The sequence below is a fragment of the Wolbachia endosymbiont (group A) of Volucella inflata genome, assembly GCF_947250665.1.
Classification (GTDB): Bacteria; Pseudomonadota; Alphaproteobacteria; order Rickettsiales; family Anaplasmataceae; genus Wolbachia; species Wolbachia pipientis.
Genome location: NZ_OX366338.1, coordinates 127,046 through 153,693, shown reverse-complemented (window position 1 = coordinate 153,693; position 26,648 = coordinate 127,046). Strand labels below are relative to the sequence as shown.

General features: G+C 35.4%; 22 protein-coding genes and 7 pseudogenes. 16 read left to right on the top strand and 13 right to left on the bottom strand.

Going from position 1 to position 26,648, the window contains the following annotated elements; all coding sequences use genetic code 11:
* Window positions 1–50 precede the first annotated feature (50 nt).
* The 3 genes from OOK85_RS00780 to OOK85_RS00770 form a co-directional block, all read right to left on the bottom strand.
* On the bottom strand, window positions 51–1,229 hold the full coding sequence (locus OOK85_RS00780) for an MFS transporter (RefSeq protein ID WP_264703406.1): 1,179 nt from the start codon (window positions 1,227–1,229) through the stop codon (window positions 51–53).
* Between the two features lie 670 nt (window positions 1,230–1,899).
* Window positions 1,900–3,402 (bottom strand): leucyl aminopeptidase, encoded by a 1,503-nt coding sequence (locus tag OOK85_RS00775; RefSeq protein WP_264704105.1) that lies wholly within the window; start codon window positions 3,400–3,402, stop codon window positions 1,900–1,902.
* A 97-nt stretch (window positions 3,403–3,499) separates the two neighbouring features.
* Entirely contained in the window at window positions 3,500–4,141 is a 642-nt protein-coding gene (locus OOK85_RS00770) for a protocatechuate 3,4-dioxygenase (protein ID WP_264703405.1), read from the bottom strand.
* A 423-nt stretch (window positions 4,142–4,564) separates the two neighbouring features.
* On the opposite strand from OOK85_RS00770, the pseudogene OOK85_RS00765 reads away from it, so the two are divergent.
* The 3 pseudogenes from OOK85_RS00765 to OOK85_RS00755 form a co-directional block, all read left to right on the top strand.
* Window positions 4,565–5,177 (top strand): annotated as a pseudogene (locus tag OOK85_RS00765) (DUF6444 domain-containing protein); the annotation flags it as partial.
* A gap of 54 nt (window positions 5,178–5,231) precedes the next feature.
* Window positions 5,232–6,640: pseudogene (locus OOK85_RS00760) on the top strand (IS4 family transposase).
* A 52-nt stretch (window positions 6,641–6,692) separates the two neighbouring features.
* Window positions 6,693–6,989 (top strand): annotated as a pseudogene (locus tag OOK85_RS00755) (PD-(D/E)XK nuclease family transposase); the annotation flags it as partial.
* A 70-nt stretch (window positions 6,990–7,059) separates the two neighbouring features.
* On the opposite strand, the gene OOK85_RS00750 reads toward OOK85_RS00755, so the two are convergent.
* Complete coding sequence (locus tag OOK85_RS00750; RefSeq protein ID WP_264702164.1) at window positions 7,060–7,812, bottom strand: IS5 family transposase; 753 nt, start codon at window positions 7,810–7,812, stop codon at window positions 7,060–7,062.
* A gap of 466 nt (window positions 7,813–8,278) precedes the next feature.
* Between OOK85_RS00750 and OOK85_RS00745 the strand changes: the two genes are divergently transcribed.
* The 8 genes and pseudogenes from OOK85_RS00745 to OOK85_RS00710 all read left to right on the top strand — a co-directional run.
* Entirely contained in the window at window positions 8,279–9,100 is an 822-nt protein-coding gene (locus tag OOK85_RS00745; protein WP_264703403.1) for a reverse transcriptase N-terminal domain-containing protein, read from the top strand.
* A 57-nt stretch (window positions 9,101–9,157) separates the two neighbouring features.
* Window positions 9,158–9,910, top strand: a complete 753-nt coding sequence (locus OOK85_RS00740) for an IS5 family transposase (protein WP_264702263.1) — start codon at window positions 9,158–9,160, stop codon at window positions 9,908–9,910.
* Complete coding sequence (locus tag OOK85_RS00735; RefSeq protein ID WP_264703400.1) at window positions 9,898–10,716, top strand: group II intron maturase-specific domain-containing protein; 819 nt, start codon at window positions 9,898–9,900, stop codon at window positions 10,714–10,716. Before OOK85_RS00740 ends, OOK85_RS00735 begins: the two co-directional genes overlap by 13 nt.
* Window positions 10,717–10,928: 212 nt before the next feature.
* Complete coding sequence (locus tag OOK85_RS00730; RefSeq protein WP_264702207.1) at window positions 10,929–11,876, top strand: IS110 family RNA-guided transposase; 948 nt, start codon at window positions 10,929–10,931, stop codon at window positions 11,874–11,876.
* 492 nt (window positions 11,877–12,368) lie between these two features.
* Window positions 12,369–12,680: pseudogene (locus OOK85_RS00725) on the top strand (nuclease/transposase family protein); the annotation flags it as partial.
* A gap of 7 nt (window positions 12,681–12,687) precedes the next feature.
* Complete coding sequence (locus OOK85_RS00720; RefSeq protein ID WP_264703396.1) at window positions 12,688–13,692, top strand: Mrp/NBP35 family ATP-binding protein; 1,005 nt, start codon at window positions 12,688–12,690, stop codon at window positions 13,690–13,692.
* A gap of 296 nt (window positions 13,693–13,988) precedes the next feature.
* Window positions 13,989–15,140 carry a 2-octaprenyl-6-methoxyphenyl hydroxylase gene (ubiH, locus tag OOK85_RS00715; protein WP_264703394.1) on the top strand — a complete coding sequence of 384 codons (1,152 nt, stop codon included), beginning with the start codon at window positions 13,989–13,991 and terminating at the stop codon, window positions 15,138–15,140.
* 420 nt (window positions 15,141–15,560) lie between these two features.
* Window positions 15,561–15,878: pseudogene (locus OOK85_RS00710) on the top strand (transposase); the annotation flags it as partial.
* A 13-nt stretch (window positions 15,879–15,891) separates the two neighbouring features.
* Here the strand turns inward: OOK85_RS00710 and OOK85_RS00705 are convergent.
* Window positions 15,892–16,050: pseudogene (locus OOK85_RS00705) on the bottom strand (IS4 family transposase); the annotation flags it as partial.
* 82 nt (window positions 16,051–16,132) lie between these two features.
* Here OOK85_RS00705 and OOK85_RS00700 point away from each other — a divergent pair.
* Complete coding sequence (locus tag OOK85_RS00700) at window positions 16,133–16,615, top strand: DUF6444 domain-containing protein (protein WP_264703392.1); 483 nt, start codon at window positions 16,133–16,135, stop codon at window positions 16,613–16,615.
* Here OOK85_RS00700 and OOK85_RS00695 read toward each other — a convergent pair.
* From OOK85_RS00695 to OOK85_RS00685, 3 genes and pseudogenes are all read right to left on the bottom strand, one after another.
* Window positions 16,522–17,547, bottom strand: a pseudogene (locus OOK85_RS00695) (IS4 family transposase); the annotation flags it as partial. The gene OOK85_RS00700 and the pseudogene OOK85_RS00695 overlap by 94 nt on opposite strands.
* 135 nt (window positions 17,548–17,682) lie before the next feature.
* The gene (gene pth / locus OOK85_RS00690) at window positions 17,683–18,231 is read right to left on the bottom strand and encodes an aminoacyl-tRNA hydrolase (RefSeq protein WP_065094970.1); all 549 of its coding nucleotides are present in this window, start codon (window positions 18,229–18,231) and stop codon (window positions 17,683–17,685) included.
* Entirely contained in the window at window positions 18,231–18,842 is a 612-nt protein-coding gene (locus OOK85_RS00685) for a 50S ribosomal protein L25/general stress protein Ctc (protein ID WP_010962412.1), read from the bottom strand. The genes pth and OOK85_RS00685 overlap by 1 nt, the downstream gene beginning before the upstream one ends.
* Window positions 18,843–18,987: 145 nt before the next feature.
* On the opposite strand from OOK85_RS00685, the gene OOK85_RS00680 reads away from it, so the two are divergent.
* Window positions 18,988–19,287 (top strand): ETC complex I subunit, encoded by a 300-nt coding sequence (locus OOK85_RS00680; RefSeq protein ID WP_253309377.1) that lies wholly within the window; start codon window positions 18,988–18,990, stop codon window positions 19,285–19,287.
* A 301-nt stretch (window positions 19,288–19,588) separates the two neighbouring features.
* Here OOK85_RS00680 and ftsL read toward each other — a convergent pair whose 3' ends face one another.
* Both ftsL and rsmH read right to left on the bottom strand, forming a co-directional pair.
* Window positions 19,589–19,870, bottom strand: a complete 282-nt coding sequence (gene ftsL, locus OOK85_RS00675) for a cell division protein FtsL (RefSeq protein ID WP_264703388.1) — start codon at window positions 19,868–19,870, stop codon at window positions 19,589–19,591.
* A 26-nt stretch (window positions 19,871–19,896) separates the two neighbouring features.
* On the bottom strand, window positions 19,897–20,841 hold the full coding sequence (rsmH, locus tag OOK85_RS00670) for a 16S rRNA (cytosine(1402)-N(4))-methyltransferase RsmH (RefSeq protein WP_264703386.1): 945 nt from the start codon (window positions 20,839–20,841) through the stop codon (window positions 19,897–19,899).
* A 218-nt stretch (window positions 20,842–21,059) separates the two neighbouring features.
* Here rsmH and OOK85_RS00665 point away from each other — a divergent pair, with 218 nt between their 5' ends.
* Window positions 21,060–22,292, top strand: coding sequence for an MFS transporter (locus OOK85_RS00665; protein WP_264703384.1), 1,233 nt, complete (start codon window positions 21,060–21,062; stop codon window positions 22,290–22,292).
* A 19-nt stretch (window positions 22,293–22,311) separates the two neighbouring features.
* Here the strand turns inward: OOK85_RS00665 and map are convergent, their stop codons facing one another.
* The 3 genes from map to ftsA form a co-directional block, all read right to left on the bottom strand.
* On the bottom strand, window positions 22,312–23,094 hold the full coding sequence (gene map, locus OOK85_RS00660) for a type I methionyl aminopeptidase (RefSeq protein WP_264703382.1): 783 nt from the start codon (window positions 23,092–23,094) through the stop codon (window positions 22,312–22,314).
* Window positions 23,095–23,244: 150 nt separating this feature from the next.
* The gene (locus OOK85_RS00655) at window positions 23,245–23,646 is read right to left on the bottom strand and encodes a nucleoside triphosphate pyrophosphohydrolase (RefSeq protein WP_264703380.1); all 402 of its coding nucleotides are present in this window, start codon (window positions 23,644–23,646) and stop codon (window positions 23,245–23,247) included.
* A gap of 41 nt (window positions 23,647–23,687) precedes the next feature.
* Window positions 23,688–24,926, bottom strand: a complete 1,239-nt coding sequence (ftsA, locus tag OOK85_RS00650; RefSeq protein ID WP_264703378.1) for a cell division protein FtsA — start codon at window positions 24,924–24,926, stop codon at window positions 23,688–23,690.
* 149 nt (window positions 24,927–25,075) lie between these two features.
* On the opposite strand from ftsA, the gene def reads away from it, so the two are divergent.
* Both def and OOK85_RS00640 read left to right on the top strand, forming a co-directional pair.
* A complete protein-coding gene (def, locus tag OOK85_RS00645; RefSeq protein WP_264703376.1) occupies window positions 25,076–25,612 on the top strand; it encodes a peptide deformylase in 537 nt (178 codons plus the stop codon).
* Window positions 25,605–26,426 (top strand): uracil-DNA glycosylase, encoded by an 822-nt coding sequence (locus OOK85_RS00640; RefSeq protein ID WP_264703374.1) that lies wholly within the window; start codon window positions 25,605–25,607, stop codon window positions 26,424–26,426. The genes def and OOK85_RS00640 overlap by 8 nt, the downstream gene beginning before the upstream one ends.
* Window positions 26,427–26,648 lie beyond the last annotated feature (222 nt).

The following is a 26,648-nucleotide window of genomic DNA, read 5'->3' as shown; positions in this document are numbered from 1 at the left end:
TATTACAATACGTAAATATAATATAGCAATCGACTCGAGATTCAGCTACTTTATTTTTTAGAGTATGTCTCTTTTGTTGCATAATTTAAAATACCGGCAGCTATCAATATTGCAAAAAGTGCCATTTTATGATCTGTAAAAAGTGCTAACATTGACACTATAACTCCACTGCCAATAAACATAAATCCATTGATAATGAATGATGATGTGCTGATGTATTTTCGTTTCACAATCTCGCTGCCGACAGTAAAATTAAGCATATGTCCTCCCGCAAAAAACCCGAACATTAACATACAAAAGTACACAACGTGGACTGTTAAATGGCTGTATAGTAAAATAATAATTGAGACGCCTTGCAATAAAGCAAAAGCAGAAATTACATGTTTCCTATTTTTAAATAAGTTTGAGATTCGATCTGCAATTGGAGCACCAACTGCAAGACCAAGCCATAGTATTGCAGTTGCTATACCTGACTCCATTGCATTGAGTTCTGAGTTGCCCAGTAACCTTGGAGCCCACAAGGTATTAAGTGCTAAAAATGTTCCAAAAGTAATAGCACCCACCACTGAAGTTATCCAGATATCTCTTAATTTTAGCACTGTTAATATAGAGCACATTACTGTCTTCATAGAGCTTTTTATTGTGCGCTTTTCTGAGCTGCTTTCTGGAAGTGTGTTTGGACAAAAAAGCGTAAGTACAAATATCAACACACCAAATAGTATTATGCATACAATCAGATTTTTCCAATATGCATCTTCGGCAAGCAAGTTAGAGAACAGTATTTGAATTACCAAAGCAGAAAGGCTTGAAATTGTCTGCACTAGTGAAAACATTAGTCCAAATTGGGCAGCGGAAAAACATATGCTACTTGTGTGAGCAGCACCAATAAAGCCAAATGATGCTCCAGTTGCAATCAACACTTGAGACAAAATCAAATGGGAGAAATTGTCACTATTAATAAGGACAAAAAACCCCAAGATCATAGTTGATAATGAGAAAAAATAAATTTTTTTACTGGAAAAAACATTAAACGTTGCTCCACTAAAAAATTGTAAGATGGCGAAAGTCCAAGTATATGCTGAATTAGCCAGTGCAACTTGCGCGATTGTAAGTCCAAGTTCCTTTTCAAGATTTACACTTATAAAGGTATAAATTATCTGCATGTTGCTGAATATAACAACCAAGTTACTAATCAGCCAAATGAACCAAGCCTTAGCTCTGCTTTCCATAAGATTTATTTTTATAAGTAATCTATTAGAAATTTAACACTAAGTCTCTTTTTAAGCTATTGTTTCCTGACTACTGTTATAGCTAACCCAAAAAACGGTTTCCCTACGTCATGCCGCCGCGGTATCTCTTAGCCGCTAACAAGCAGCGGGATGACGATTGTCAGGGTGTCATCCCAGCGCCCCTATGATGTCATCCGAGTAGCCAACACTGGTTTCCATCCAAGACGGTGTCATTCCAGCGCTTGACACTGGAATCCAGACTTTAATTGTTATACTTGTAAATAATCTGGTGAAAATAAACGTTCATCTCAAAATGCAGTATTTTTGTTGAAATAGCTCAACTGGATCCCAGTGTCTGGGCACTGGGATGACACCATAGGAGGCTACTTGGATGACAGCAGTCCTACGTCATACCGCCGCGGTATCTCTAGATCCCGCTAACAAGCAGCGGGATGACGAGCTTATCGTCACGCCGCCACGAACCGTCATACCGCGATTCATTCGCGGTATCTCAGCCGCTAACAAGTAGCGGGATGACGGTTGTCAGGGTGTCATGAAAGTAGCTGACACTGGAATCCAGAAAAAAAGAAATATGTATCAGCTACTTTCATTTGCTGCGCCTCAAAAATAAACGTTCATGTAGCTAAGCCATAAATCCAGATAAAGATCTTTAATCATTGGCTTCGTAGTACTTTTCAACCAACTTATTAAGTAACCTTACACCAAAACCTACTGCTCCTCTTGGACAAATGTCAGTACCTTTTTCGTGCCAAGCAGTGCCTGCAATATCTAAATGTGCCCAGCAAGTTTCATCCACAAAACGCTGTAAAAACTGTGCAGCCATTATGCTATCTCCGCCAGAGCCCGCAGGAGCGATATTTTGCACATCAGCAATCGGTGAATCAATAATTTTATCGTAAGTTTCATTCATAGGAAAACGCCATAACTTCTCATTTACTTCATTTCCTGCATCAATCAGACGGTTTGCTAATTCATCATTATTTGAAAAAAGACCAGCATATTCGTTATTTCCAAGCGCAACCACTATAGCACCAGTTAAAGTTGCAAGATCAATCATAAATTGTGGTGAAAATCTCTCTTGCGTATACCACAAAGCATCTGCAAGTATGAGCCTTCCTTCTGCATCGGTGTTCAACACTTCTATTGTCTGTCCAGACATTGAAGTTACTACATCACTTGGTCTTTGAGCATTACCACCCACTGCATTTTCTGCAAGTGCGACCACACCGATCGCATTTACTTTTGCTTTTCGTCCTGCTAAAGCATGCATCACCCCAACCACAGCAGCAGAGCCTGCCATGTCATATTTCATCGACTCCATACCACGTGAAGGTTTGAGCGATACTCCACCAGTGTCAAACGTTATGCCTTTACCAACAAAAGCTATTGGCTTTTGTTCTTTAGCAGCTCCATTCCATTTTATCACTACTAATTTTGGTTCTTTACTACTTCCTTGTGCAACTCCAAGCAAGGCTCCCATTTTTTTCTCTTCCATCTGCTTTTTATCAAGCACCTCGATTTCAAGGCCAAGCTTAGTAAGTTCTTTTTTTATATGATCAGCATAGGATTCTGGATATAGAATGTTAGGAGGCTCTGTTATAAAAGAGCGCGCAAGGAATATACTCTCACCTTCTTGCCTTGAGTGCTCAAATGATCTTTCAGCATTACTTAATTGCTCATCTTTTACTAATACGGTAATCTCCTCTACCTCTGTAATTTTCTCATCCTTTTTAGTTTTATACTTATCAAATTTAAAACTACGCAGAAACGCACCATATGCAACATTTGCTGCACTACCTTCGATTAAAACCGCTGCTTTTTTAATTTTTAATCTGCTTAACTCACAATATATTTTACCACCAATATTTAATTCTTTATTTTCATTCCATTCATCCTTCTTACCAAGTCCGACAACTATGACATTTTTTTCTTCTGGCAAAGCAGTAGAGAAAAATTCACCAAAACTTCCATTGAAATCGCTAAATTGCTTTATATTATCTATGATCTGTTTTCCTTGCAAAACTCCGCCATCATTTATGGTTTCGTTGTCCTCAAATAAACCCATTACTATTGTTTTAAAATCGGGCAAAATTTTAGAAATTGTTATTTTCATTGCTGGCATCTCCGTTGCAAATAATTGTAAACTGTACATAAAACATAGCAAAAACATCAGTAAGATATTTTTCATATACATCCTAAGTGCAATAACACTTAAGTTTACTATGGACTCCCTTACATGCAAGGGTTTTTTATCTTTTATTAGAGAACTTATTATATCCGCCCAAGGTAATGTTAAACGTATAGGTTTTTATGACCTGATCACTGTAAGTAAATGGTGTTATGAGAAGGCTTGCAAGCCCATTACTAACAAAATCTCCAAGAACAGGATCAGCACAATTATCGCAATTATGGTCAGCAAAAAACATTTGCGTTGTGAATTCTGGAAAATCCGGATGTTGAACTAGAAAGTTGATATGTGGAGCTCTATCACCAATTTTACCAGGTGCTATCGTAATAAAATTATAATAGCCAAGATTATTCACTACAAACCTTCCTGATCCAGCAAAATTCGGATCATCCTCTATATTCTTATCGTAATGGTTCACGCCGCGTGAATTCGCGTGCCATATAGAAACTACAGCATTTTGTATTGGTAAACAGTTTATATCAGTAATTCTACCCACTATGTGTATTAATTCTCCTGTTGCACTATTTGGAGAACCAGGTTTCCTTCTTAAATTGTTTGAAGAGCTAAAATTTTTTGGCCTTGCATCAAGGTCATATATTTCCGGAGTTTCAATGCAGTTGAGCAAAACAGGATCAGCTGCAAATAGCGGCAAACTGAATACCATTTGTACTAAAAACGCTAATAAGATATTTTTCACATTCATTTTATTTATAATAGACTTCTTGCATAACCATATAACAAACTTTTATTGGAAATAGAAACGAAAAAACTTGCTTGACACCCTTCGCCAGCCCCCTTATCATGAAACTGAAGGTATTCAGTTATCTTCATCTGTGCAGATTAAACAGCAAGAAAACAACGTAGTTGGCGTCTTATTTTTAATTTTTTGCACTATGTGCACCTTATGTCTTCACAATATTTCTAGGTTTTTACCTACACAAGCTGAAATGCGCTATTTAAAACATTAAAAAACGCCAACTTAAAAAATGGATAGTGAATAACTAGCTACCCTAGGGTTTCTTTTGCCTTTTTTTCTGTTTAGTAAATTGTATCCGTTCAGCGGAGTGGTAGAATAAGGTAGACAAAGTGATCTAAAAAGATAATCATAGAGCAAAAGTGAGGTAATGTGGTAAACATTTTAGAACTTTGCAAAAATTTACAGCAAAAAATAGAAAAACTGAAAGCAGAGATAGAAAACTTAAAAGCAGAAAATAAAGCTTTAAAGATAGAGAACGCTGAATTAAAGGAAAGGCTCGGTTTAAATTCAAAAAACTCATCCCTGCCCAGCTCAAAAGAGCTATACAAAATAAAAAAGGACAAGCCAAAAAGCGAAAGGAATGTTGGCGATCAGGTTGGGCATAAAGGAAATTTTCATGCCACAATGGAAGCGGATAAAGTAGTAAAAATAGAGTTGCCTAATATTTGCGAATGCGGAGGAGAGCTTGTAATATGCGAAAAACCTTATGTTCACCAAAAAGTTGATCTTCCGGAAATTAGGCCTTATGTAGTAATTGGAACATGGTCGTTGTCGGAGATGCAGAAAAAGAAAAAGTAGCAAGTTACCAGAAGGTGTTACGCCAGATACATTTGGTCCAAGGGTTAAGTCTATAATTGCAGCACTCAGCGGATTTTACAAAAACTCAAAGCGTGAAGTGGCTAGTATCATAAATGACATTTTTAATTTGAACATAAGTGTTGGCAGCATATCAAATCTTACTATTACCCACAAATATAAATGTACTTATAAATAAAGTATTACAATATTAGAGTTTGCAAATATTGAGGGTATAAAAATGGCAAACGAGAGTAATGAATGGGCTAAAAATGAATTTGGAGATGCTGTACTTGGAGATAAAAGATTAACTGACCGATTAGTAAATATTGCTGATAGTTTGATAAGTTTACCTGAAAGTTCAATCAATCAAGCATGTGGAAGTTGGTCAGAAGCAAAAGCAGCATATCGTTTTTTTCAAAATGAGAATGTAAAAGAAAGTGATATTTTAACATCGCATATTGCAAAAACTGTTGAAAGAACAAAAACTCATAAAAGGATTCTTGTGATTCAGGATACAAGTTGCATTTCATATACGGGACATGAAAAAATAAGAGGATTGGCAGTTGTTTCAAAAAAACAAAGTAAAGGTATTATGATGCACACAGCTTTTGCGATTAGTACAGAAGGCTTGACATTAGGAATACTAGACCAAAAGCTTTACTCGAGACCCTCTATATCTAAAGAAGACCAAGAGCTAGAAAAAAGAAGACGTTGTAGAAACGTTAATATTGAAGATAAAGAAAGCATAAAGTGGCTAGAAAGTTTAAAGAAAACAAATAAAATTATAGATTCAACTCAAACAGAAACTATAACGGTATGTGATAGAGAAGCAGATATTTATGATTTTTTTGAGCTTGCTTACCGTCTTAATTCAGCGGTTTTGATAAGAGCTTGTAGAAACCGAAACGTAAACAAAACATCTAGGTATTCTCGAGAAGAAAAATTATGGCAATTTATAGAAAGGGTTCCTTGTACTGGAAAAGTAGAAGTTGAAATTCCGACTAGAGATAACAAGCCAAAAAGGATAGCATCTTTAGAAGTTAGATTTGGAAAATTTACTATGAACCCTGATAGAGGCAATATAAGATTAAGACATAAAGAAGAGCTACCTGACCTACCACTCTATGTAGTTCAAGTTATTGAGAAAAATCCTCCTCCTGAATCAACACCACTAGAGTGGATGCTTTTAACGAATCTTTCAGTTAATACTTTTGATGAAGCTATTGAAAAAGTTAATTGGTATTGTCTTAGGTGGAAAATAGAAGTCTTACATAAAATTTTAAAATCTGATCTTAAAGTTGAAGAATGTAGACTGGTAACAGCAGAAAGATTAATGCGATATCTAACAGTCATGAGTATTATTGCTTGGAGGATTTTCTTTATTACAACAATTGCAAGCAACACTACCATGTACTACATTATTAGCTGAAGAAGAATGGAAAGTTTTATACGTCAAAATACATAAAGTAAAATCATACCCAAATATAACCCCTACTATAAAAGAAGCTGTTTCATGAACTTGGAGGTCATTTAGCAAGAAAAAGCGACCCAAAACCAGGACCAATTACTCTTTGGAAAGGGTGGAGACGTCTCTTTGATCTAGCAGAAGGATGGCGACTTGCTCACGAACCTCATATTTGTGGGTAATAGTAAGGTTTCTAAGGGAGGGAGTAGTAGTAATACTGCTTCCTTACCTGACCAGTTTGCTCGTGATAAAGGTTTTGAGAAACGCGCTCAATACTATGCTGCTAAAGCTTATTCAAGTCAAGCTCACAAAGGTGATCAAGATCTTAAAGGAGTTATTTTTATTGCTATCGCCGATTTTATCTTATTTCCTAACAAGCTGGCTTACAAATCTGATCACGTTACTTTTGATAAAATTACCTATGAACATGATCTCAAAGATTTTAGTTGCACTTTCATCGAGCTACCAAAGTTTAATAAGACAAAAGAAGATCAGCTTTCAAATATTGTTGAAAAATGGATTTATCTTTTTAGTGCGACCCTGAAAGTCGTGGTTTTGTGGTGGTTAAATTCCACTTTCCCTAGGCTCTGTGGACAAAATTTTAGAGAAGCCATACAAGAGCTCCAACAAAATTGAGAAAACCCATAAAAACCTCAGCAGTTTTATCAAATCTGGAAAAAATGCGCCTAAAATTTTTAATTTTACCAAAAAAACACTCAATCAAATGACGTTCTTTGTAGATATGCTCATCGTAATACCTTTGCACTTTTCGATTCCGTTTTGGCGGAATAACTACTGTACATCCCTTGTCTTCAAGACTTGTAACAAAGGCATTGCTATCGTAGCCCTTGTCAGCTACTACAGTAGAGTTATAGATACTTTCGGTCAACACTTGTGCCTGCGTAATTTCATTTCTTTGACCAGGAGTCAGAGTAAATTTAAGTGGATTTCCAAGTGCATCGACAAGCGCATGTATTTTAGTTGTAAAGCCACCTTTGCTCCTCCCTAAAGCTTCTTGATCCTTGGAGTTTTTTGTATATCCAGATGAACATGGATGGCCTCGGATGATCGTACCGTCGATTATAGCAACTTCTAAATCAGGCTCTTGTTTAGTATATTCAAGCAATTTTTTCCAGACATCTCTTTCACACCATCTTTTAAATCGCTTATGTATACTCCTGTAATTACCATAAGTTTTTGGTAAAAGTCTCCATTGGCAACCACTTCGCACTATGTACCACACTGCCTCTATGAATATTCTTAAACGTTTTTCATCTTTGCTGTGCATTCCTTTTACGCTTTTTATGAACTCTAAAATTTGTTTCCAATTTTCCTCTTTGATGTAATATTGCATATGGTAGTTTCTCCATTTTTTACCTATTAGGCTAAACTACCATCTTTTTCTCTCTTTTCATATTTTTTGTCCACAGAGCCTAGACATCGGGGATAATGTATATCTCACATTTTAAAGGGTGGCAACCTTTGGGGTGCAAGCATGAGATAAAAGCAGGTAACACTAAACCTCATGGTGAATCCTTGCAAACAGAGTTAGATATGATTACGAGAGGAACCTATGTTTGAATTGTCGTCAAAGCATAGTATGCGAAAGGAGGTTGAATTACGCATAGACCAAAACGGTATGAAGCAAAAGTGGAACTAAAGATTGAAGACTTTAGTTATTGATGTTCCCAGCTTCCGGCAAATAGTAGGAATCTAAGTTTAACGTGAAACGAAGCCATGGAACGGAGTAACCACATAAAAGCTCTTATATTCATTAAAATATAAGTAGGTAGCCAACCACAAGCTGCTATGTGGAAGGATTGTTTAAGAAGCTAATGCCCAAAGTAATATCTGGGATATGCAGACGTAAACACTTTAATTTGGAAGGTAAAGTGGTGAATAGTAGTGAATATGTTATGGACCAGCAAAAAGCTAGGTATGAATGGAATGGAATTCCTTGGCGAAAGCTGAAGAAATCTTCATTTAAGCTACAAAAACGAATTTACCAAGCTTCTAAATGTAATGATATCAAAAAGATGCATAATCTTCAAAAATTATTGCTCAAATCAACAAGTGCAAAAACACTCGCTGTTAGGAAAGTAACACAGGACAATAGGGGGAAGAAGACTGCAGGTATTGATGGAAAGGCTAATCTTAATCAAAAAGAAAGATTACAACTATCATATTCTTTAGATATAAAAGAAAAAGCAAAGCCATCAAGACGCGTCTGGATCCCAAAACCTGGTAAGCCATCGGAGCATCGCCCGCTTGGTATACCTACTATATCGTGTCGAGCAAAACAAACACTTGTAAAAATGGCTTTAGAACCAGAATGGGAGGCAAAACTTGAGCCAAACACTTATGGTTTTAGACCTGGTAGATCATGTCATGATGCAATTGAAGCCATATTTGATGTGCTAAAACAGAAAACAGCATATGTATTAGATGCTGATATTTCTGGATGTTTTGACAATATTAACCATAATAAACTGCTTGAAAACCACACCAACATTAAAGAAAATCATAAGAAGATGGTTAAGGGCAGGCGTTATGGAAGATGGAAAGTTTCAATCCACAAAACGTGGTACAATTCAAGGAGGGACGATCTCACCGTTGCTAGGCTCTGTGGACAAAAAATATGAAAAGAGAGAAAAAGATGGTAGTTTAGCCTAATAGGTAAAAAATGGAGAAACTACCATATGCAATATTACATCAAAGAGGAAAATTGGAAACAAATTTTAGAGTTCATAAAAAGCGTAAAAGGAATGCACAGCAAAAATGAAAAACGTTTAAGAATATTCATAGAGGCAGTGTGGTACATAGTGCGAAGTGGTTGCCAATGGAGACTTTTACCAAAAACTTATGGTAATTACAGGAGTATACATAAGCGATTTAAAAGATGGTGTGAAAGAGATGTCTGGAAAAAATTGCTTGAATATACTAAACAAGAGCCTGATTTAGAAGTTGCTATAATCGACGGTACGATCATCCGAGCCCATCCATGTTCATCTGGATATACAAAAAACTCCAAGGATCAAGAAGCTTTAGGGAGGAGCAAAGGTGGCTTTACAACTAAAATACATGCGCTTGTCGATGCACTTGGAAATCCACTTAAATTTACTCTGACTCCTGGTCAAAGAAATGAAATTACGCAGGCACAAGTGTTGACCGAAAGTATCTATAACTCTACTGTAGTAGCTGACAAGGGCTACGATAGCAATGCCTTTGTTACAAGTCTTGAAGACAAGGGATGTACAGTAGTTATTCCGCCAAAACGGAATCGAAAAGTGCAAAGGTATTACGATGAGCATATCTACAAAGAACGTCATTTGATTGAGTGTTTTTTTGGTAAAATTAAAAATTTTAGGCGCATTTTTTCCAGATTTGATAAAACTGCTGAGGTTTTTATGGGTTTTCTCAATTTTGTTGGAGCTCTTGTATGGCTTCTCTAAAATTTTGTCCACAGAGCCTAGCTTGTGTTGCATTACACGGATTAGAGCAACATATCAAAAAAGCATTAACAAACGAACTCTTTCAATGCATGAAAAGAAAATATGGTAGGATATCGCATAAAAACGCGCAAAAGTCTATTAGTGTAATTTTCTACTGTGATGATTTTGTCATCATACATGAAAATGAAGAGATTATTCTTAAAGCAAAAATTTTAGTTGAAGAATGGTTAGAAACCATTGGACTAAAATTAAAGCCCTCTAAAACAAGAGTTTCTCATACATTAAGAACCATTGACGAAACAAAACCAGGATTTGATTTTCTTGGATTTTCAATAAGACAATATCCAACAAAAGAAAGTAAAAAAGGTTACACATTATTAATAAAACCAAGTCGTAATTCTATAAAGCAGCATACATTTGCTATTAAACATAAACTTAGAGAAATGCGTGGAGCGCCACAGGAAGTAATAATAAGGAATCTCAATCCAATAAACAGAGGATGGAATCAATATTACTCTTCGGTAGTTTCATGTAAAATCTTTAGCTCATTGGATAATACTATACATAGAAAGCTCTGGAAGTGGGCAGTCTTTAGGCACCCAAACAAAGGGAAATGCTGGATAAAAAGAAAATACTTTAAAAAGTATAATAACGATAACTGGCATTTTATGACAAGTAACAAGATACATCTTATTATACACAGCGATCATGATATTAAACGACATATCAAAGTGCAAAAAACCAGATCTCCATATGATGGTGATTGGGTATATTGGGGTAAACGTCTGAGAAAAATTGTAAGTTAAAAACGTGATATAAAAGAGATAAGAGAGAAAGATAACCCTGCTCACTAGGAATAGGGCTATCACGGGCGTGCGCGACCGAAAGGAAATTGGTATTACAACCGTTGGTATCAAGGTACGCTAGCCCTATCTCTCGATACGTTTGAATAGTTGCTTGGGACATATATATGCACCCGTTTACAATCTTAAATTAACTAAAACTATCGAGGTTTATTATGGTTACATCTTATCAAAATTTTATTGGCATTGACATCGGAAAATTTAAAAATGTCGTTGCAATTCACAAACAGAAGAATGCTGTCGAATTTGATAATAATGCTTCTGGTTGGCAACAATTATTTCAAGAGTTTTCAGATATTCTACCTAATGCTTTAGTGACTTTAGAAAATACAGGGAAATATGAGCTTGGCTTATCACATTTTCTTACCGACAAAAATATTGCCGTGCATCGAGCTAATACTCGTAAAGTAAAAAGCTTTATTTTATCTCACGGAACTTTAGCAAAGTCTGATAGATCAGATGCAAGAGCTCTTGCTCAATATGGATTTGAACGCCATAGAACTATCTCTCTATTTGTACCTACCTCTACAGAACAATCAACTTTGGCTGCACTTTGTCAACGTCGTGATGATATTACGCAAATGAGAACTCAAGAAAAATGCAGACTTGAAGCACCGGAAAATGATCATATAAAAGAAAGCTGTCAAAAGACCATTGAGTTTTTCGATAGTCAAATAAACGAACTCAATGATACTATACAAAAGATTATTGATGAAAGCCGCGAATTACAACAACGCCAAAAAATTCTTAAAACAGTTCCTGGAATAGGTAAAAAGTTATCACAAGATTTTTTGTGTTTAATGCCAGAGCTTGGTTACTTAAACAGAAAAGAAGTAGCAAGTCTTGCCGGAGTTGCACCGCATCCAAAAGAAAGTGGTAAAGCTGTTGGTTACCGAAGGATTACAGGTGGTAGAAGTAACGTTCGTTCAAAGCTCTTTACAGCCGCTATGGCTGCTACAAGGTCAAAATCTATACTTGGCGCCTTTTATTCTAAGCTTGTTGAAAGTGGTAAGAAGAAGATGGTGGCTATAACAGCCCTAATGCTTAAAATTATAGTAATTGCTAATACAAGACTTAAAGAAGCAATTAATTTGCATACTTAAAAATCTTCACAACGGTAACTGAAATCGGCTAATGAATATGTGCGTCCACACAGACTTAAAGCACATATTCATTAGCTTAAGCAGAAATTGCTGTGGTAGCTGTTTGATATAAAATTCTATTTCTATGACAAACGGGTTTTTATTGCCCATATAATTTGCAAAATTACACAAATAAAAAAATTTTTAAAAAACATAGTTGATACCAGATAAGCCATTAAGAGTAATAAAACTATTGAAGTTACAACAAAGTAAATGTGATAATTGTAGACTATGGTTTAAAAGTGATGATACAATAGAAATACATCACAAAGACCGGAATAGACGAAACAATATGATCAAAAACTTATCTTTGTTACATGGACATTGTCACGATGAATTACACAGGAAGTGTGCATGAAAAGCACCAAATTGGAGAGAAGCCGTATGAGGCGCAAAGTCTCACGTACGGTTTTGAAGTCGAGTGAGGAGGGGCGACCTTCTTCACTTAGACAACAATATGCAGATGAAACTACGGAAGAAGACTTAAGGAAAATAGCAGAAAAAGCACCAATAATAAAGTTAGCCTACGATGAATTACACAGGTTTAGCTGGAATGAAAAAGATTTAGTAGCATATGAAGAAAGAATAATGGATCTACGGAAAGAAGAAGGCATCCTCGCTCAAAAACTTGATGAGGGAAAGATTGAAGGAAAGATTGAAGTAGCAAAAAACCTACTTAAGGCTGACATCTCTATTGATATTATCTCTCAGACAACCGGCCTTCCTCAAGCTGAGATTAAACGACTTCAGGAAGAAATCACCTAAAAGGCTAATGATCAACGAAAAAATTGTAAGAGAGAACTTAAAAAAAGTCATAGAGCAAAAAGGCGGTAAAGATGTGATCGCTCTTGGCATAATATCCTCAATTATTATTAAAGGTCAAGATGTTAGTTTTGTGCTTGAAGTTGCCGGTAACACGCAAGCAAATGAAGAATTAAGAAAAAATTGTGAGCAAGCTGTTAAAGCTATACCGGGGGTGACAAAAGTGACCGTGGTTGCTACTGGTCAAAAACAAACTGGGCAACAAAAAGCTAAATTACATATCGAAGGAGTGAAAAATATAATCGTTGTAGCTTCTGGTAAAGGCGGTGTGGGCAAGTCCACAGTTGCGCTAAATCTTGCTCTCTCATTAGCAAAGTTGAAACATAAAGTTGCGCTGGTTGATGCAGATATATATGGTCCTTCAATTCCTAAAATGCTTGGCGCTGAAAAATTAAAGCCAGAAATACAGGATAGTAAAGCAATGCCTATAGAAAAGTATGGACTGCATACTATTTCAATTGGCTATTTTATCGATAAAGATCGTGCAGCAATATGGCGCGGACCTATGATTACAAAAGCACTTTATAGTCTGCTAATGGGAACAAAATGGTCCGATATAGAGTATTTGATAATTGATACACCACCTGGAACTGGCGATGTGCATTTAAGTCTTATGGAAAATTTTAACTTAACTGGGGCGATAATAGTTTCAACTCCACAGGAGCTCTCTTTAATCGATGCTTGCAAAATTTATGATATGTTTACAAAGCTCAGCGTACCGGTTATTGGCATTGTAGAAAATATGAGTTATTTCATTCAAAGCGGCTCAAAAATATACATATTTGGAAAAGACGGTGCAAAAAAAATGTCTGAGGAGCTGGGCATCAAACTCCTAGGCAGAATTCCTCTGAATCCACAAATATGCCATGCTTCTGATTGTGGAAATCCTTTAATGCTAAGTGAAGATTTGGCAGAGATTTATGAAGACATTGCTCAAAGTATAGTTAAACAATAGAATAAGCGTGAGAAACATGCGAATCAAAGTCCTCTTTTGTTAGTTACAAAATAGACTGCTTGCATAACCATTACTTACATGAAAAATTATGTTTGAGGCAAAACCGGCCATAGCATTTAACACACTGCCTTCGCAAAATGTTCGTACAGTTGTTCGTTACGTGCTGGAATGACAAGGTGGAGTGTCTTTAGATGTCATCCAAGTAGCTGACACTGGGATCTAAAAAATTTAATTTATATATAAAGTTTGTTTAAACTATTTTTAAAATAGATAGAATATAATTTTAGATAAATAAAATGAATTATGATGTAATCATTTCAGGTGGTGGGTTGCTTGGTCTTATTACTGCAATTGGCCTCAGTTGTAACTCTGTAGCTGTGATTGAAAAAAATAGTCTACCACGTGTAATTGATGACAATCGAGCATTTGCTGTTTCTCAAGGCTCGAAAAAAATATTGGAAAAGTTAGGGATTTGGCAGTTTGTGGAGAGTGAAGCTGAACCTATACTTGATATATGCGTATTAGATGGAGATAGCCCAATTACTGTGCATTACAATCATAAAATGGTTAGCGAAGAGCCAATGGGTTATGTTATTAACAATGCTACTATATGGAATGCAATCAACAATAATTTTCTGAATAAACTAAATATATACTCTCTACATTCCTATAAAACAATTGCTTGTGATTCAGGATATGTGGAAGTTATTCTTGATAACAACCAGGAATTAATATCATCGCTACTTATCTGCGCTGAAGGCAAAAACTCTAAATTACCAGAGTTATTTTCTATACCGACAGTGAAATTTGACTATAAACAAAGTAGCATAGTATTTAATGTAAAGCATGAACTGCATCACCAAAACTTAGCTGTGGAGCGTTTTTTCCCTGGCGGTCCATTTGCAATTCTACCGATGAAGAGTGGCTATACTTCTTCGATAGTTTGGACAGAAAAATCTGAAATTTCAAAAATGCTAATGGATCTGTCTGAAGAAGAATTTATTATAGAGCTTAAAAAAAGATTTGGTTCTTATTTAGGAGAGATAAAATTAGAGGGTGAAAGAAAACTTTATCCTTTAAGTTTTGCTTTCGCAAAAAAGTTATATAAGGGTAGAGTTTTGCTTATCGGCGATGCAGCACATTCAATTCATCCAGTTGCAGGTCAAGGGCTTAATCTTGGAATTAGAGATGTAGAAAGTGTTATAAAGCACGTAGTTGCTGCAAAAGCGGCTGGTACTGATGTTGGCAGTAGTTATTTATTAAAGAAAATTTCACGTAACAGATACTTTGATAATTTTACAATGGCGCTTGCAACTGATGGATTAAATAGAATGTTTTCCAACAGAATATTCTGCGCTAAAGCACTAAGAAATCTTGGCTTGATTGCAGTTGAAAATTCAAATTTCCTCAAAAAACGCTTCATTCGGCATGCTATGGGATTTATATAAATCACTATTTTATAGCTAATGCAAGTCAGGTTTCCCACGTCATACCGCCGCGGTATCTTGGCCGCTAACACGTAGCGGGATGACGAATGTATCTGTTCAGCAGTTGTGTTAAAAGTCAATAGAAAAATTGATGTAGCTGTGGATAAGTACTTTTATCTGTATAAACGTGCTTATCCACAGCTATGCTGGCTCTTAGATAGAAACAGACAGAGAGTTATATTCCTCAGTAAAAACCCTGTCATCTCTGACTAAAGAGTTAGCAAGAATAAGCAATTTCCTCATGGCAGCAGTGGAAGCAATTTTATATGGCTTTTTATATTGACTATATAATCTAGTAAAGAAAGGTTTGATATAGGAATTAGAGATTGTCCGGAAATTAGTAAAAGGCTATAATATCTGAAATTTTAGTACGTGGTAAAGATGAGAAAAAAGTATCCAACAGATCTAAGCGAAAGGGAATGGGCAAGAATAGAAAAACACTTCAGAGTATCATACAAGAAAGGAGGAAGGCCGCCAAAGTATAGCAAAAGAGAAATATTAGAAGCAATTTTCTATGTATTGCGTACAGGGTGTCAATGGCGATATTTACCAAATGATTTTCCGCTATGGAAGACTGTGTATGAGCAGTTCAGGCAATGGAAGAAGCAGGGAATTTTTGAGAAAATGAATTATGAAATTACAAAATATAGTAGAAGAAAAATAGGAAGGAATGAGCAGCCGAGAGCCTGTGTAGTAGATCATACGCGTCAAGTTAAGAGATTGTGAGCAAATTTAGAGAGGTTAAAGTGGATACTCTAGCCCTTCTACGTTTGTCTTTTAATGAAAATTGCGACCAAGTTATAGTGAGTTTTTTAAGAAATGCTTTTAAACTATTAATTTTGGTTAATACTAAAAATAACTCTCTAACCCGGTAACCGTTCACGGAGATAAGCTGGTTTACAAAGTAAATATAAAAGTGTAAAGAAATAGGAAGTTAAATATGGAATGGGTAAATGACAACAGTGCTGCAAAAGGAAATTGTAGCAGAAAACGGTAATCTCAAGGAAGAAATAAAAGCGCTGATTAAAGAAAATGATAGCCTGAAAGCAAAAATAATTGAATTAGAAGACAAATTGGGCTTAAATTCACAAAATTCATCGCTGCTACCATCACGAGATATATATCGTAAGAAAGGAAAAAAGAAGAGTGATAAAAACCCAGGAGGTCAGCCAGGACATAAGGCGCATAAGCGTGAATTAATGGATGCAGACGAGGTAGTGAGCTGCACAATTGATAAGATTTGTATGTGTGGAAGTAAGGTTGTTTTAGAAGATGAAATTGTTCATCAAAAGGTAGAATTACCAGAAATTAAGCCAATTGTAACTGAGTATAGCTCTTCTCATAATACCCTATATGGCTTTCCTTTCAGTTTATCAAGTTTTATATGGCTCTCATATAATTTAAATAATAATTCAATTTGCCATCTTACTCTGTAAATTGTTAATACTTGTTCAGCACTAATTTTACTCTTTGGAACATTAGTTATAAATATTGACCAATTCAATAACTTTTTATTCTTTTTAGAAGATATGTGATTTTGCTAATCTATTAGCCTTCCTTCTCCTGGCCATATTCAGTTAGCTTTTGACATATAATTCTCACTTTAACTTTTATTTCTTTTCCTAACAGCACCTCATTTTCTAGAAACAATTTATCCTCTAAACATTCTAATAACTCTATTTTTTGATTTGTTTCTATACCATATATGTTGGTATCAACGACTTATAAAATAAGCTCCAGCTTCATTGATTTGTTTAAAAGAACTTGGCACAAAATAACCCAAATCAGATATTAGTAAATCGTTGCTCGATATATTGCTTAAATGTCTTCTATACCCCTGATCTGACCTTATTCCCTCAGTTATATTAAGCTGGTCTAATGTCTGGTTTAGGTAGTCAAAAACTAATTGTAACTTTATTCCAGATTTAGTATTGCTTTCATAACCACTGTAGCTGGTACCATAACCTTTATACATGTCTTCCATACTGTTAGGTAAGCTAATATAGCTGCTGTCTAATAACTTAACACTTCTAAAGTGCTTCAAGATTCTGCAATCAACTTGCAAGGTGTTTTTAAGTAACATTAAAGATTCATTATACATTCTTTTCATGAATTCCACTGCTTCCTTGGTAAATCTAAAGTCCAGACCTTGTTTTGTTATATTTATCGAATCTTCATTCAATAATTGACATATTGTCTCTATACTACAATTATCAACCCCTATATTACCCAAGACTATGGCTTTTACGAACGATGAGCCTTTTAGCTTCCTCTTTCTTTTTATGAATCCTGTTGTAGCTGAGATTTTATCTGCTTTTTCATTAAAAAATTCTTTGAGCTTTTTTGAGATGCAAATTATTCTTTTCATTGTATAAGTTCTCCATTTTGTTTGTTAAATTGAAGAGAACTTATATCTTCTTTTTCTTTTCTTTACACCAACTTTACCCACTTCTTCTTAACTTGACGCGTATGGTTTATTTAACACTCCCTGTGTTTCGTAATATTATACAATCAAATTGATAAAAGCTGTATTATCTCCTTGCAGCATTAAGTGTATATTTTTTGCTATTTTTTCCACTAAGGGAGTAACATTATCAAAATTTGAAAATTTTGATAACACATAATCTGCTAAGCTTCTTTGATCTTCAGGTCTACCCACTCCAAATCTCAAGCGCCAATAATCGTTGCCAATAAAACTATCTATGGATTTAAGTCCATTATGTCCAGCAGAGCTACCACCTTTCTTTATTTTTATTCTTCCAAGTTCCAAATCAGCGTCATCGTGTATGACAACAATATTATCTAGCGATAATTTGTAAAAGTTTCGTATTTTTGCAACAGGGATGCCTGAATTATTCATAAATGAATAAGGCTTTATTAACATGATTTTATTATCATTAATTATGCCAGAGGTTATTAGATAATCGGCTTTTTTAGAGAACGACTGGAAATTCCAATATTTGCAAATTGTATCAACTACGATGAAGCCGATATTATGATAAGTTAACTCATATTGACCACCAGGGTTACCAAGCCCAACTATCAGGTGCACTATTCCTCTGTTTCTGCTTGAGGTTCTTCAACGTCACTATCGGCAGCAGAAATTGTAACAATGGTAAAATTTTCTTCTTCATGAGCTACAAACTTAACACCTTCTGGTAATTTTACATCATTAATATGTATAGACTGGCCAATCATTTTACCGGATAAATCAACTTCAATAACCTGAGGTATTTTATCAGGAGAGCATTTAACAGCAATAGAACGACACAAAACATTAAGCACTCCACCTAATTTGATTCCTGGAGCTTTACTTTCATTCACAAATGATAGAGGTATGTCTATTTTAATTTCGCTGCCTTTATCAACAAACTGAAAATCAACATGTTGCACAGTATCCTTTACTACATGCAATTGGATATCGCGAACAAGAGCATATTCCTTTTTGCCCGAAATATTCAGCTCTATCAAATGTGCAGAAAGAGAGCCTGACTTATATTGCTTTGTGAATTCCTTTGCAGACAATGTCAAATTTACATTATCATGGCCCTTTCCATATATGATTCCAGGGATGTTTCCTTTCTTCCTTAGAGAATGCATCGCTTTTGTTTTTGTTATATCACGTAACTCTGCATTAATTGTTACTATTTCCTGTTGCGTCATCGGTTACTCCTATTCAGCTAATCCTTTTAATATAATTTAATAATAATATAACATAAAAATATTTATTTCAAACTTCATTCTTTCATACTAATTGTTTGTGAAAGGATTTATTTAGATATATATTTAAGCTTATTTAACAAGAACTATGGGCATTGATGATAAAGTAGTTTTTAGGATTTATAAACCAACAAAAACTGCAACACAATCTGGTTTAGGTAATACAAATCTCTGGCACCTGAAAATTGAATCTGGTTCTTACTACATTGAACCTTTAATGGGGTGGGTTGGCTCAAAAGATCCAAAAAAACAGATTGTATTAAAGTTTGATTCTCTTGAAAAAGCAGTATTCTACGCAAAAAAACGTAACGTTAAATACGTAATTGAAATGCCAAAAAATGTTAAGAGGCTGCCAAAATCTTACGCAAGCAATTTCATACTAAAGTAAGTTGCACAACAAATGGTGTTATGCAAGTAGCTGACACTGCTCTCCTTTGTCATCCCAGCGCCCAGACACTGGGATCCAGGAATTTTATTAAGTTGGTAAGCATAAAAATAGCTGTTTTACGTTAAAATACAATGTTTTTGATGATTATGGAAAGGCTGGATCCCAGTGTCAAGCACTGGGATGACACCATTTGTTGTAAACTCACTTTTACTCTATGGTTATACTACCTTGCCGCTATCCTGAACGGATACAAAGTAAGTTTTATTGTGATGTGCTCATCTGTAAAAAATAAGACTTAATCTCACTGTTGATCATGGATTTTAAGTTGTGCTAGCACACTGCGGCCATTTAAAGAGTCAAGATTTTTAACCTGGCTAGCCAGTATTAAAGAGTTATTTTTCAGGTATTTCTTTACAAGACTTGCAAGTCTTTTTGGATTATTCAAATAGCTCCACTCTGCTTGTAAAACTTTTATATCACTTTGTACTAAATTAATTTCACTTTTTATTTTTATTAGCTCTCTATTTAACGACTGAACATGTAATTTTGCCTTAAATAGTCCTACAATGCTAAGAAAAAACATAACTATTGAGATGATGCAGAAAGTTCTCACGACAACCTCTGTATAGCTCTTAGTTTTGCTGAGCGTGAACGCGGATTTGCACTTACTTCTTCTATACTTGCTTCGATCACTTTTTTATTTAGCAGAGAGAATGTCTTGCAATCAGTAGCACATAAATCTTTAAAAAAAGTTTTGACTATACGATCTTCTAAGGAATGAAAGGTGACGACAATTAATTTGCCATTCTCACTTAAAATCTCAGATGCAGCTTTAATACCCTTTTCAAGTTCTCCCAGCTCATCGTTTACCCATATTCTGATTGCCTGAAATGTTCTGGTTGCAGGATCAATTTTGCTTTTTCCACGAAATACCACGGAACGTACAATATCCGCAAGCTCAAATGTAGTTTTGATAGTTTTCTTCTTCCGTGCATTTATTATTGCTCTTGCAATTTTGCGAGAATGACGTTCGCCTCCGTAGTTATATATAGTATTTGCGATTTCTTCTTCGCGTAAAGCGTTAACAAACGTTGAAGCGTTTATATAAGAAGAGTTATCCATGCTCATATCGAGTGGACCATCATGTAAAAATGAGAACCCTCTATCTCCGTTATCAAGCTGCATAGATGAAACTCCGATGTCAAAGACCACTCCATCCACTCCGTTTGATGTCATTCCAGCGCGTGACCAGTTATTTTTTCCAGTATCAAGTGCTGGGATGACAGGAGATGGCTCAACGCTGCTTAGTATACTTTTAATATTACTAAACTTCTCAATGAATAGTTTTATTCTATCTGGATATCTAACGCTTAAATCATCATAAAACTTAGTTACCGTTTCATCTCTATCAATTGCATATACTTTGCAATCAGCTGACTCCAATATTGCTTTGCTATACCCTCCAGCTCCAAATGTGGCATCCACGTATATGCCACCATCCTGCGGTGATAGTAGTGATAGCATCTCTTTTAACAAAACTGGAGTGTGTGTCATATCAAAAAATTTAAGTACAGTTGGTGTAGATATCCTACTCTACTCTACTCTTCACATCAATTTTATTTATGTACATAGATTTTCTTGCCAAAATATGGTATCTTATCGGAATATATGAGCAATAATATTAAAATTAAGGTTTAATATTGTTAATATAATATTCACATAACGTTCACATTTTTTTTTATATATAAGATCAAACAGGCTATAGGGAAATTATGCAGCAAATAACAAAAGTAATATTTTCAAGTTTGATTTGTAACACTTTATTGTGGTATGACCACATGCTTTTTGGCCACTTAATAAACATAATAGGTGGTGTGTTTTTTCCATCGGATGATCAACTAACCAGCGTATTGAAGGCTTTTGGAGTGTTTGCAGTGGGTTTCTTAATGAGACCAGTCGGTGCTGCTATATTTGGTCACATTGGTGATAAACATGGCAGAAGAGTTGCCTTATTGCTCTCGATTATATTAATGACTTTATCAACCGTATTAATTGCTTTTGTTCCAGGTTATCAAAGCATTGGAATACTAGCGTCAATGCTGGTAGTGTGTTTAAGATTATTGCAGGGTATATCTCTTGGAGGAGAAGCAGGAAATGCACCATTTTTAATAGAACATGCTCCTAAAAACAAAAAAGGATTTTTTGGCAGCATTGAAGTATTAAGCGCAATTTTTGGTTCAGTATTAAGCTTGATAGCGGTACTCATATGCAAAAAAGTATCTGATTTTGAATCTTGGGGGTGGAGATTACCTTTCATTTTCAGTTTAGCAATGGGATTAATTAGCATATATATGAGATATATACTTGATGAAAGCCCAGAGTATAAAAGACAGAAAAATCCATCTAAATTGCCATTAAAAGAGTTATTAAACAATTACAAAAAGCCTGTTCTAATATCAATAGGTATTGACTTGGTTGAAAATGCGTCTCTCTATATATATTTGGTATTTTTCAATGTGCTTACGAATAAAATATTAACAGTAAATACTCATTTTAATCATATAGTGGAAATACTGAGTCAAATTGCGCTCGGAGGATTGACAGTATTGTTTGCAATACTTTCTGATAAGGTAGGAAGAGAAAAAGTTATGAAGTTTGCATTTATAGCTTTTGTAATAGTGAGTTATCCAGTTTTTTCAATGTTATGTAGTGGCAATTACTTGCTGGCACATATCCTTTTTATAATTCCAATAGCTGCATCGCTTGGCCCTGTCAGTGCATTTATGTGTGAATTATTTCCAACAAAGGTTCGGTATAGCGGATTTGGTTTGTCAAGAAATATAGCTGCTGGATTTTTTGGTGGTCTTGCACCATTTATATGCACAACAATTATCAAAGTTACAGGACAAGAGACTTCAGCTAGTTTTTACATGATTTTCTGTGCATTAATTGGGCTAGTTGCTATATCGCAAATTAAGGGTGAGCTTTCTTCAAGATCCAAATAGTTGCAGAGTTCAAAAAAATCTAATTATATGGCGGGAAGTGCCAATTTTGAGGTGATAATGTGAATATTTCAGCACCATCTTTTGTTACTCCGAGCGTATGTTCAAATTGAGCAGAAAGTGAAAGATCGCGTGTTGTCACTGTCCAGTCATCGAGTTTACTGAGCAGAGTCTCATGTTTTCCAGCATTAATCATTGGCTCTATTGTAAAGAACATACCTTCCTTCAAGACGAGATTTTCATCTTGATCATAGAAATGCACTACATTTGGTGGAGCATGAAAGACTTTTCCTATACCATGTCCGCAGTAGCTGCGTACGATAGAATATCCAAAATCTCTAATATATTTCTCTATAGCAAGCCCTATTTCATTTAACTTATTGCCGGGCTTAACTTGTTTGATTGCTTCCATCAATGCATGATAAGTAGCGTCACACAAGCGTTTTGCTTTTATTGATGGCTTGCCAACCCAAAACATGCGACTTGTATCACCATGCCAGCCATTTAAAATCACCGTGACATCAATATTTAAAATATCTCCATCTTTAAGTGGTTTATCATCGGGAACACCATGGCACACAACTGCATTTTTTGAAGTGCAAATCGATTTTGGATACCCCCTATAGTTTAGTGGTGCTGGAATTGCACCTGCATTAATTATAAAGTCATGGCATAGATCATTTAATTCATTAGTTGTCACCCCTACCTTTACGTACGGTGCAATGAAATCAAGAGTTTCAGCAGCAAGCCTGCCAGCCTTGCGCATAAATTCAAAATCTTCTTGTGAGTGTATAGTTATGTTCATATTTTCCATGTCTTATTGTAATTGGTACGCTTACTCGCAAGTACATAAACATAATAACTTTACATATTATAAAAATAAGTCCTATGGATCCTAGTGTCAAGTCATTTGTATGACAAGTGGTCAAGCAAGAAGTCTATTTAATAATCTGAACTATACAACTACTATCTCAGGATAATCTGAAAGTTTTTTGTGATAGTAATCGATGCTCTTAGAATTTACCTCAATGTAAGTATTGTAGATACGATTCTCAAAACCACCTCTCTCTTGTTTTTTAGAGATACGCTTTTCTTCAATTTGTTCTATTGATAATCCACTTTCTTTGCCTAATGCATGTATGACCTCAAGTAAATCGGCTAACTCTTCAAGATTTTTATCTGGAGTTTTAGAGGCAATAACTTCCTTTGCTTCTTCTAAAAGTTTATCTTTGAGACATTCAATGTATTCATCTTTTTCCATCACCCTCTCATAAACAATAATTCCGTGGGAACGTATAATTTCAGTTGTATGATCACGAACCAATTTATTAATTTTGAAACAATGTTTTTTATTCATAATGTTTCCTTTGATAGATATAAGAATTTCATTCAGTAAAATTAAACTGTAACTTTTGATTTAACCCAATTATACAATTTACTCATTTTACCATCTTGTCCTAACATACCAGAATTATTTTTATAAAAAGTGTCAACTATTAGCTTTATAGAACCTATAGCAGCAGAAAACACAGGATTTTTATCATATTCGCCATCAAGGCCACTGAGAGATTCAGGGGACCCAATTCGAACTTGTTTATTGAATATATAGCCTGCGATTTCCTTCATGCTTGTGAGTTGACTAGTTCCGCCTGTGATCACTACTTTATTGATTGGATCTTTCTGCTCTTGAAATTGCTCTCTTACCATTTCAAGTATTTCTTCAACTCTTGGTCTTATGATGTTAATAAGCTCAGATTTGAATACTTGAGTAGGTTCATCATTTTCACTATTTTGGACTGTAATATATTCGTTCTCATCTATTGAAGTTACGATAGTGCTACCATACAGTATTTTTATATACTCTGCACGTTCTATGCTTGTGCATAGCCCGTAAGCAATATCTCGAGTGATATGAACGCCACCAATTGGAACGCTGCTTGCATAAACAAGTTTCCCTCTTTTGAAAATTCCAATTGCAGTGCACCCACCGCCTATATCAACAATAGCAGTCCCGAGCTCTTTTTCATCTTCACTCAGACAGGCAAGACCTGCAGAATATGCAGAAGCAATACAACCTGCCATATTTAATCCACCATTATTGGTAATACAGTTTTCAATATTGGTAAGCGCTGGACGCGAAGCAGTGACAACATTAACATCAGCAGATAGTCTTTTTCCGTACAATCCACCAACTTCTTTTATGTCAGTCATGTCATCTAAGTGATATTTCAGTGGTATATTGTGAATGATAACATTTTCTTCAATATATTTCTCAAACGTCTGAAAAACTACACGTTTTATATCCCGGTCAGAAATTTCATGATTAGCTGCAATAATTTCATTATGTACATTGAAAGATGAGATGCCACATCCAGCAATGCTCACATATATCTGGTCTATAGTTTCCTCTGACACTTGCTCAGCTAAACCTATAGTTGATGAGATGGAGTAATTTGCGTGTTTTACATTAGTTATCGACCCACCGTTTACACCTTCTGCAATCTTATAGCCCGTTCCTGTTACTTTATAGCTGAAGTTGCCATTTATTTTAACGATTAGACAAATAATCTTTGTTGTACCTATGTCTAAAACAGCAAAAACGTTTCTCTTTGGTTTTGCTATTACTGCAGAGTACATTAGTTAACCTTATTACGCAATTTCATTTAAATTGTAGCTTTCTTTAATAATTTATATTTCTATTATAGATATAGCAACATTTTAATATACACTAAATTCTGGACAAAAGGAAAAGCAAAACATAGAATTATAATTTTTATGTCCATTTTATGTCCATATTACCAATTGTAATTGCCCCTGATGAAAGACTAATCACACGTGCCAGTGAAGTAACAGATATAAACGATAAAATTAAAGAATTAGTAAACGACATGTTCGAAACTGTGTACGATGCAGAAGGTCTTGGCCTTGCTGCAGTGCAAGTTGGAGTGCTGAGGAGAGTTTTTGTTATGGACATTCAGCTCTCTCGAGCTGAAGACGAGCCAGTAGGGTATGAATCGACTGGCAAATTTTGCATGATTAATCCAGAAATTACGGAATTATCTGATGAACAAGTGACTCTCAAGGAAGGGTGCCTTTCAATTCCAGAGCAAAGCTATGAAATTAAGCGTCCAAAGTATTTAACTGTGAAATACAGAGACTTAAATAACGAAGAACAGACGCTAAAAGCTAGTGGTTGGCTTGCAAGGTGTATTCAGCATGAATTAGATCACTTAAATGGTATATTATATATTAGACATCTATCTAAATTAAAGTATGATATGTCCATGACAAAAGCACAGAAGATTAAAAAGCAATATGAGTAAGGATGATCTAGAATTACTAAAATTTTATCATGAAGTTGGTGTTGATTGCACACTAACAGAGGGTGAAGAGGAAAAAAAGTTGGAGAGCAAAGAGGGTGTGCAACCCTCTGTTATCCAAACTGGGACCCAGAAGAAAGATGCAGATACGCGCTGGGGTGACACTAAAGATGGAAAAGACATGTTTCCAAGTGATTGGATAATTGAAGCAAGGAAACTTGCAGGTAAATGTGGTAGTGTGGATGAATTAAGAAGTGCAGTGAAGTCATTTGAAGGTTGTGAGATAAAAAAAACTGCAACTAATACTGTCTTTTCCGATGGTAATCCAAACGCAAAAATTATGCTCGTTGGTGAAGCTCCAGGGGCAAATGAAGACCTTCAAGGCATACCATTTTGTGGTGCAAGTGGAATGTTGCTCGATAAAATGTTAAATGCAATCAATCTTGATCGCACTAAGGTATACATAAGCAATACTGTATTTTGGCGCCCACCTGGCAATAGAAAGCCAACCGACCTAGAGCTTGATATGTGCAGACCATTTGTTGAGAAGCATGTTGCACTGGTTTCACCGCAAATTCTAATTTTAGTCGGGGGAATCGCATGTTATAGCCTTCTTGACAGCACAAAAACTATATCGAATTTGCGTGGTAGATTTCATACGTACACTAACCAATATTTGTCCAATTCAATCACCACAGCCGCTATATTTCATCCAGCTTACCTACTTCGCCAACCGGCACAAAAACGTTTAGCCTGGGAGGATTTGAAGAAGATTAGGGAGTATCTTGATAACACCAATAACTGTACGAATACTTAACACCACTGGTGTCGGAAAGTAGCCCGCAGAAACGAAAAAACTTGCTTGACAAACTCCGCCAGCCCCCCTATCATGAAACTGAAGCTATTTATTTATCTTCTCTGTACAGATTAAATGACAAAAAAACTCAACGTATCTGGTGTTTCATGTTTAATTTTTTGCACTATGTGCACCTTATGTCTTTATCAAATTTCTAGCTACACAAGCTGAAATACGCTATTT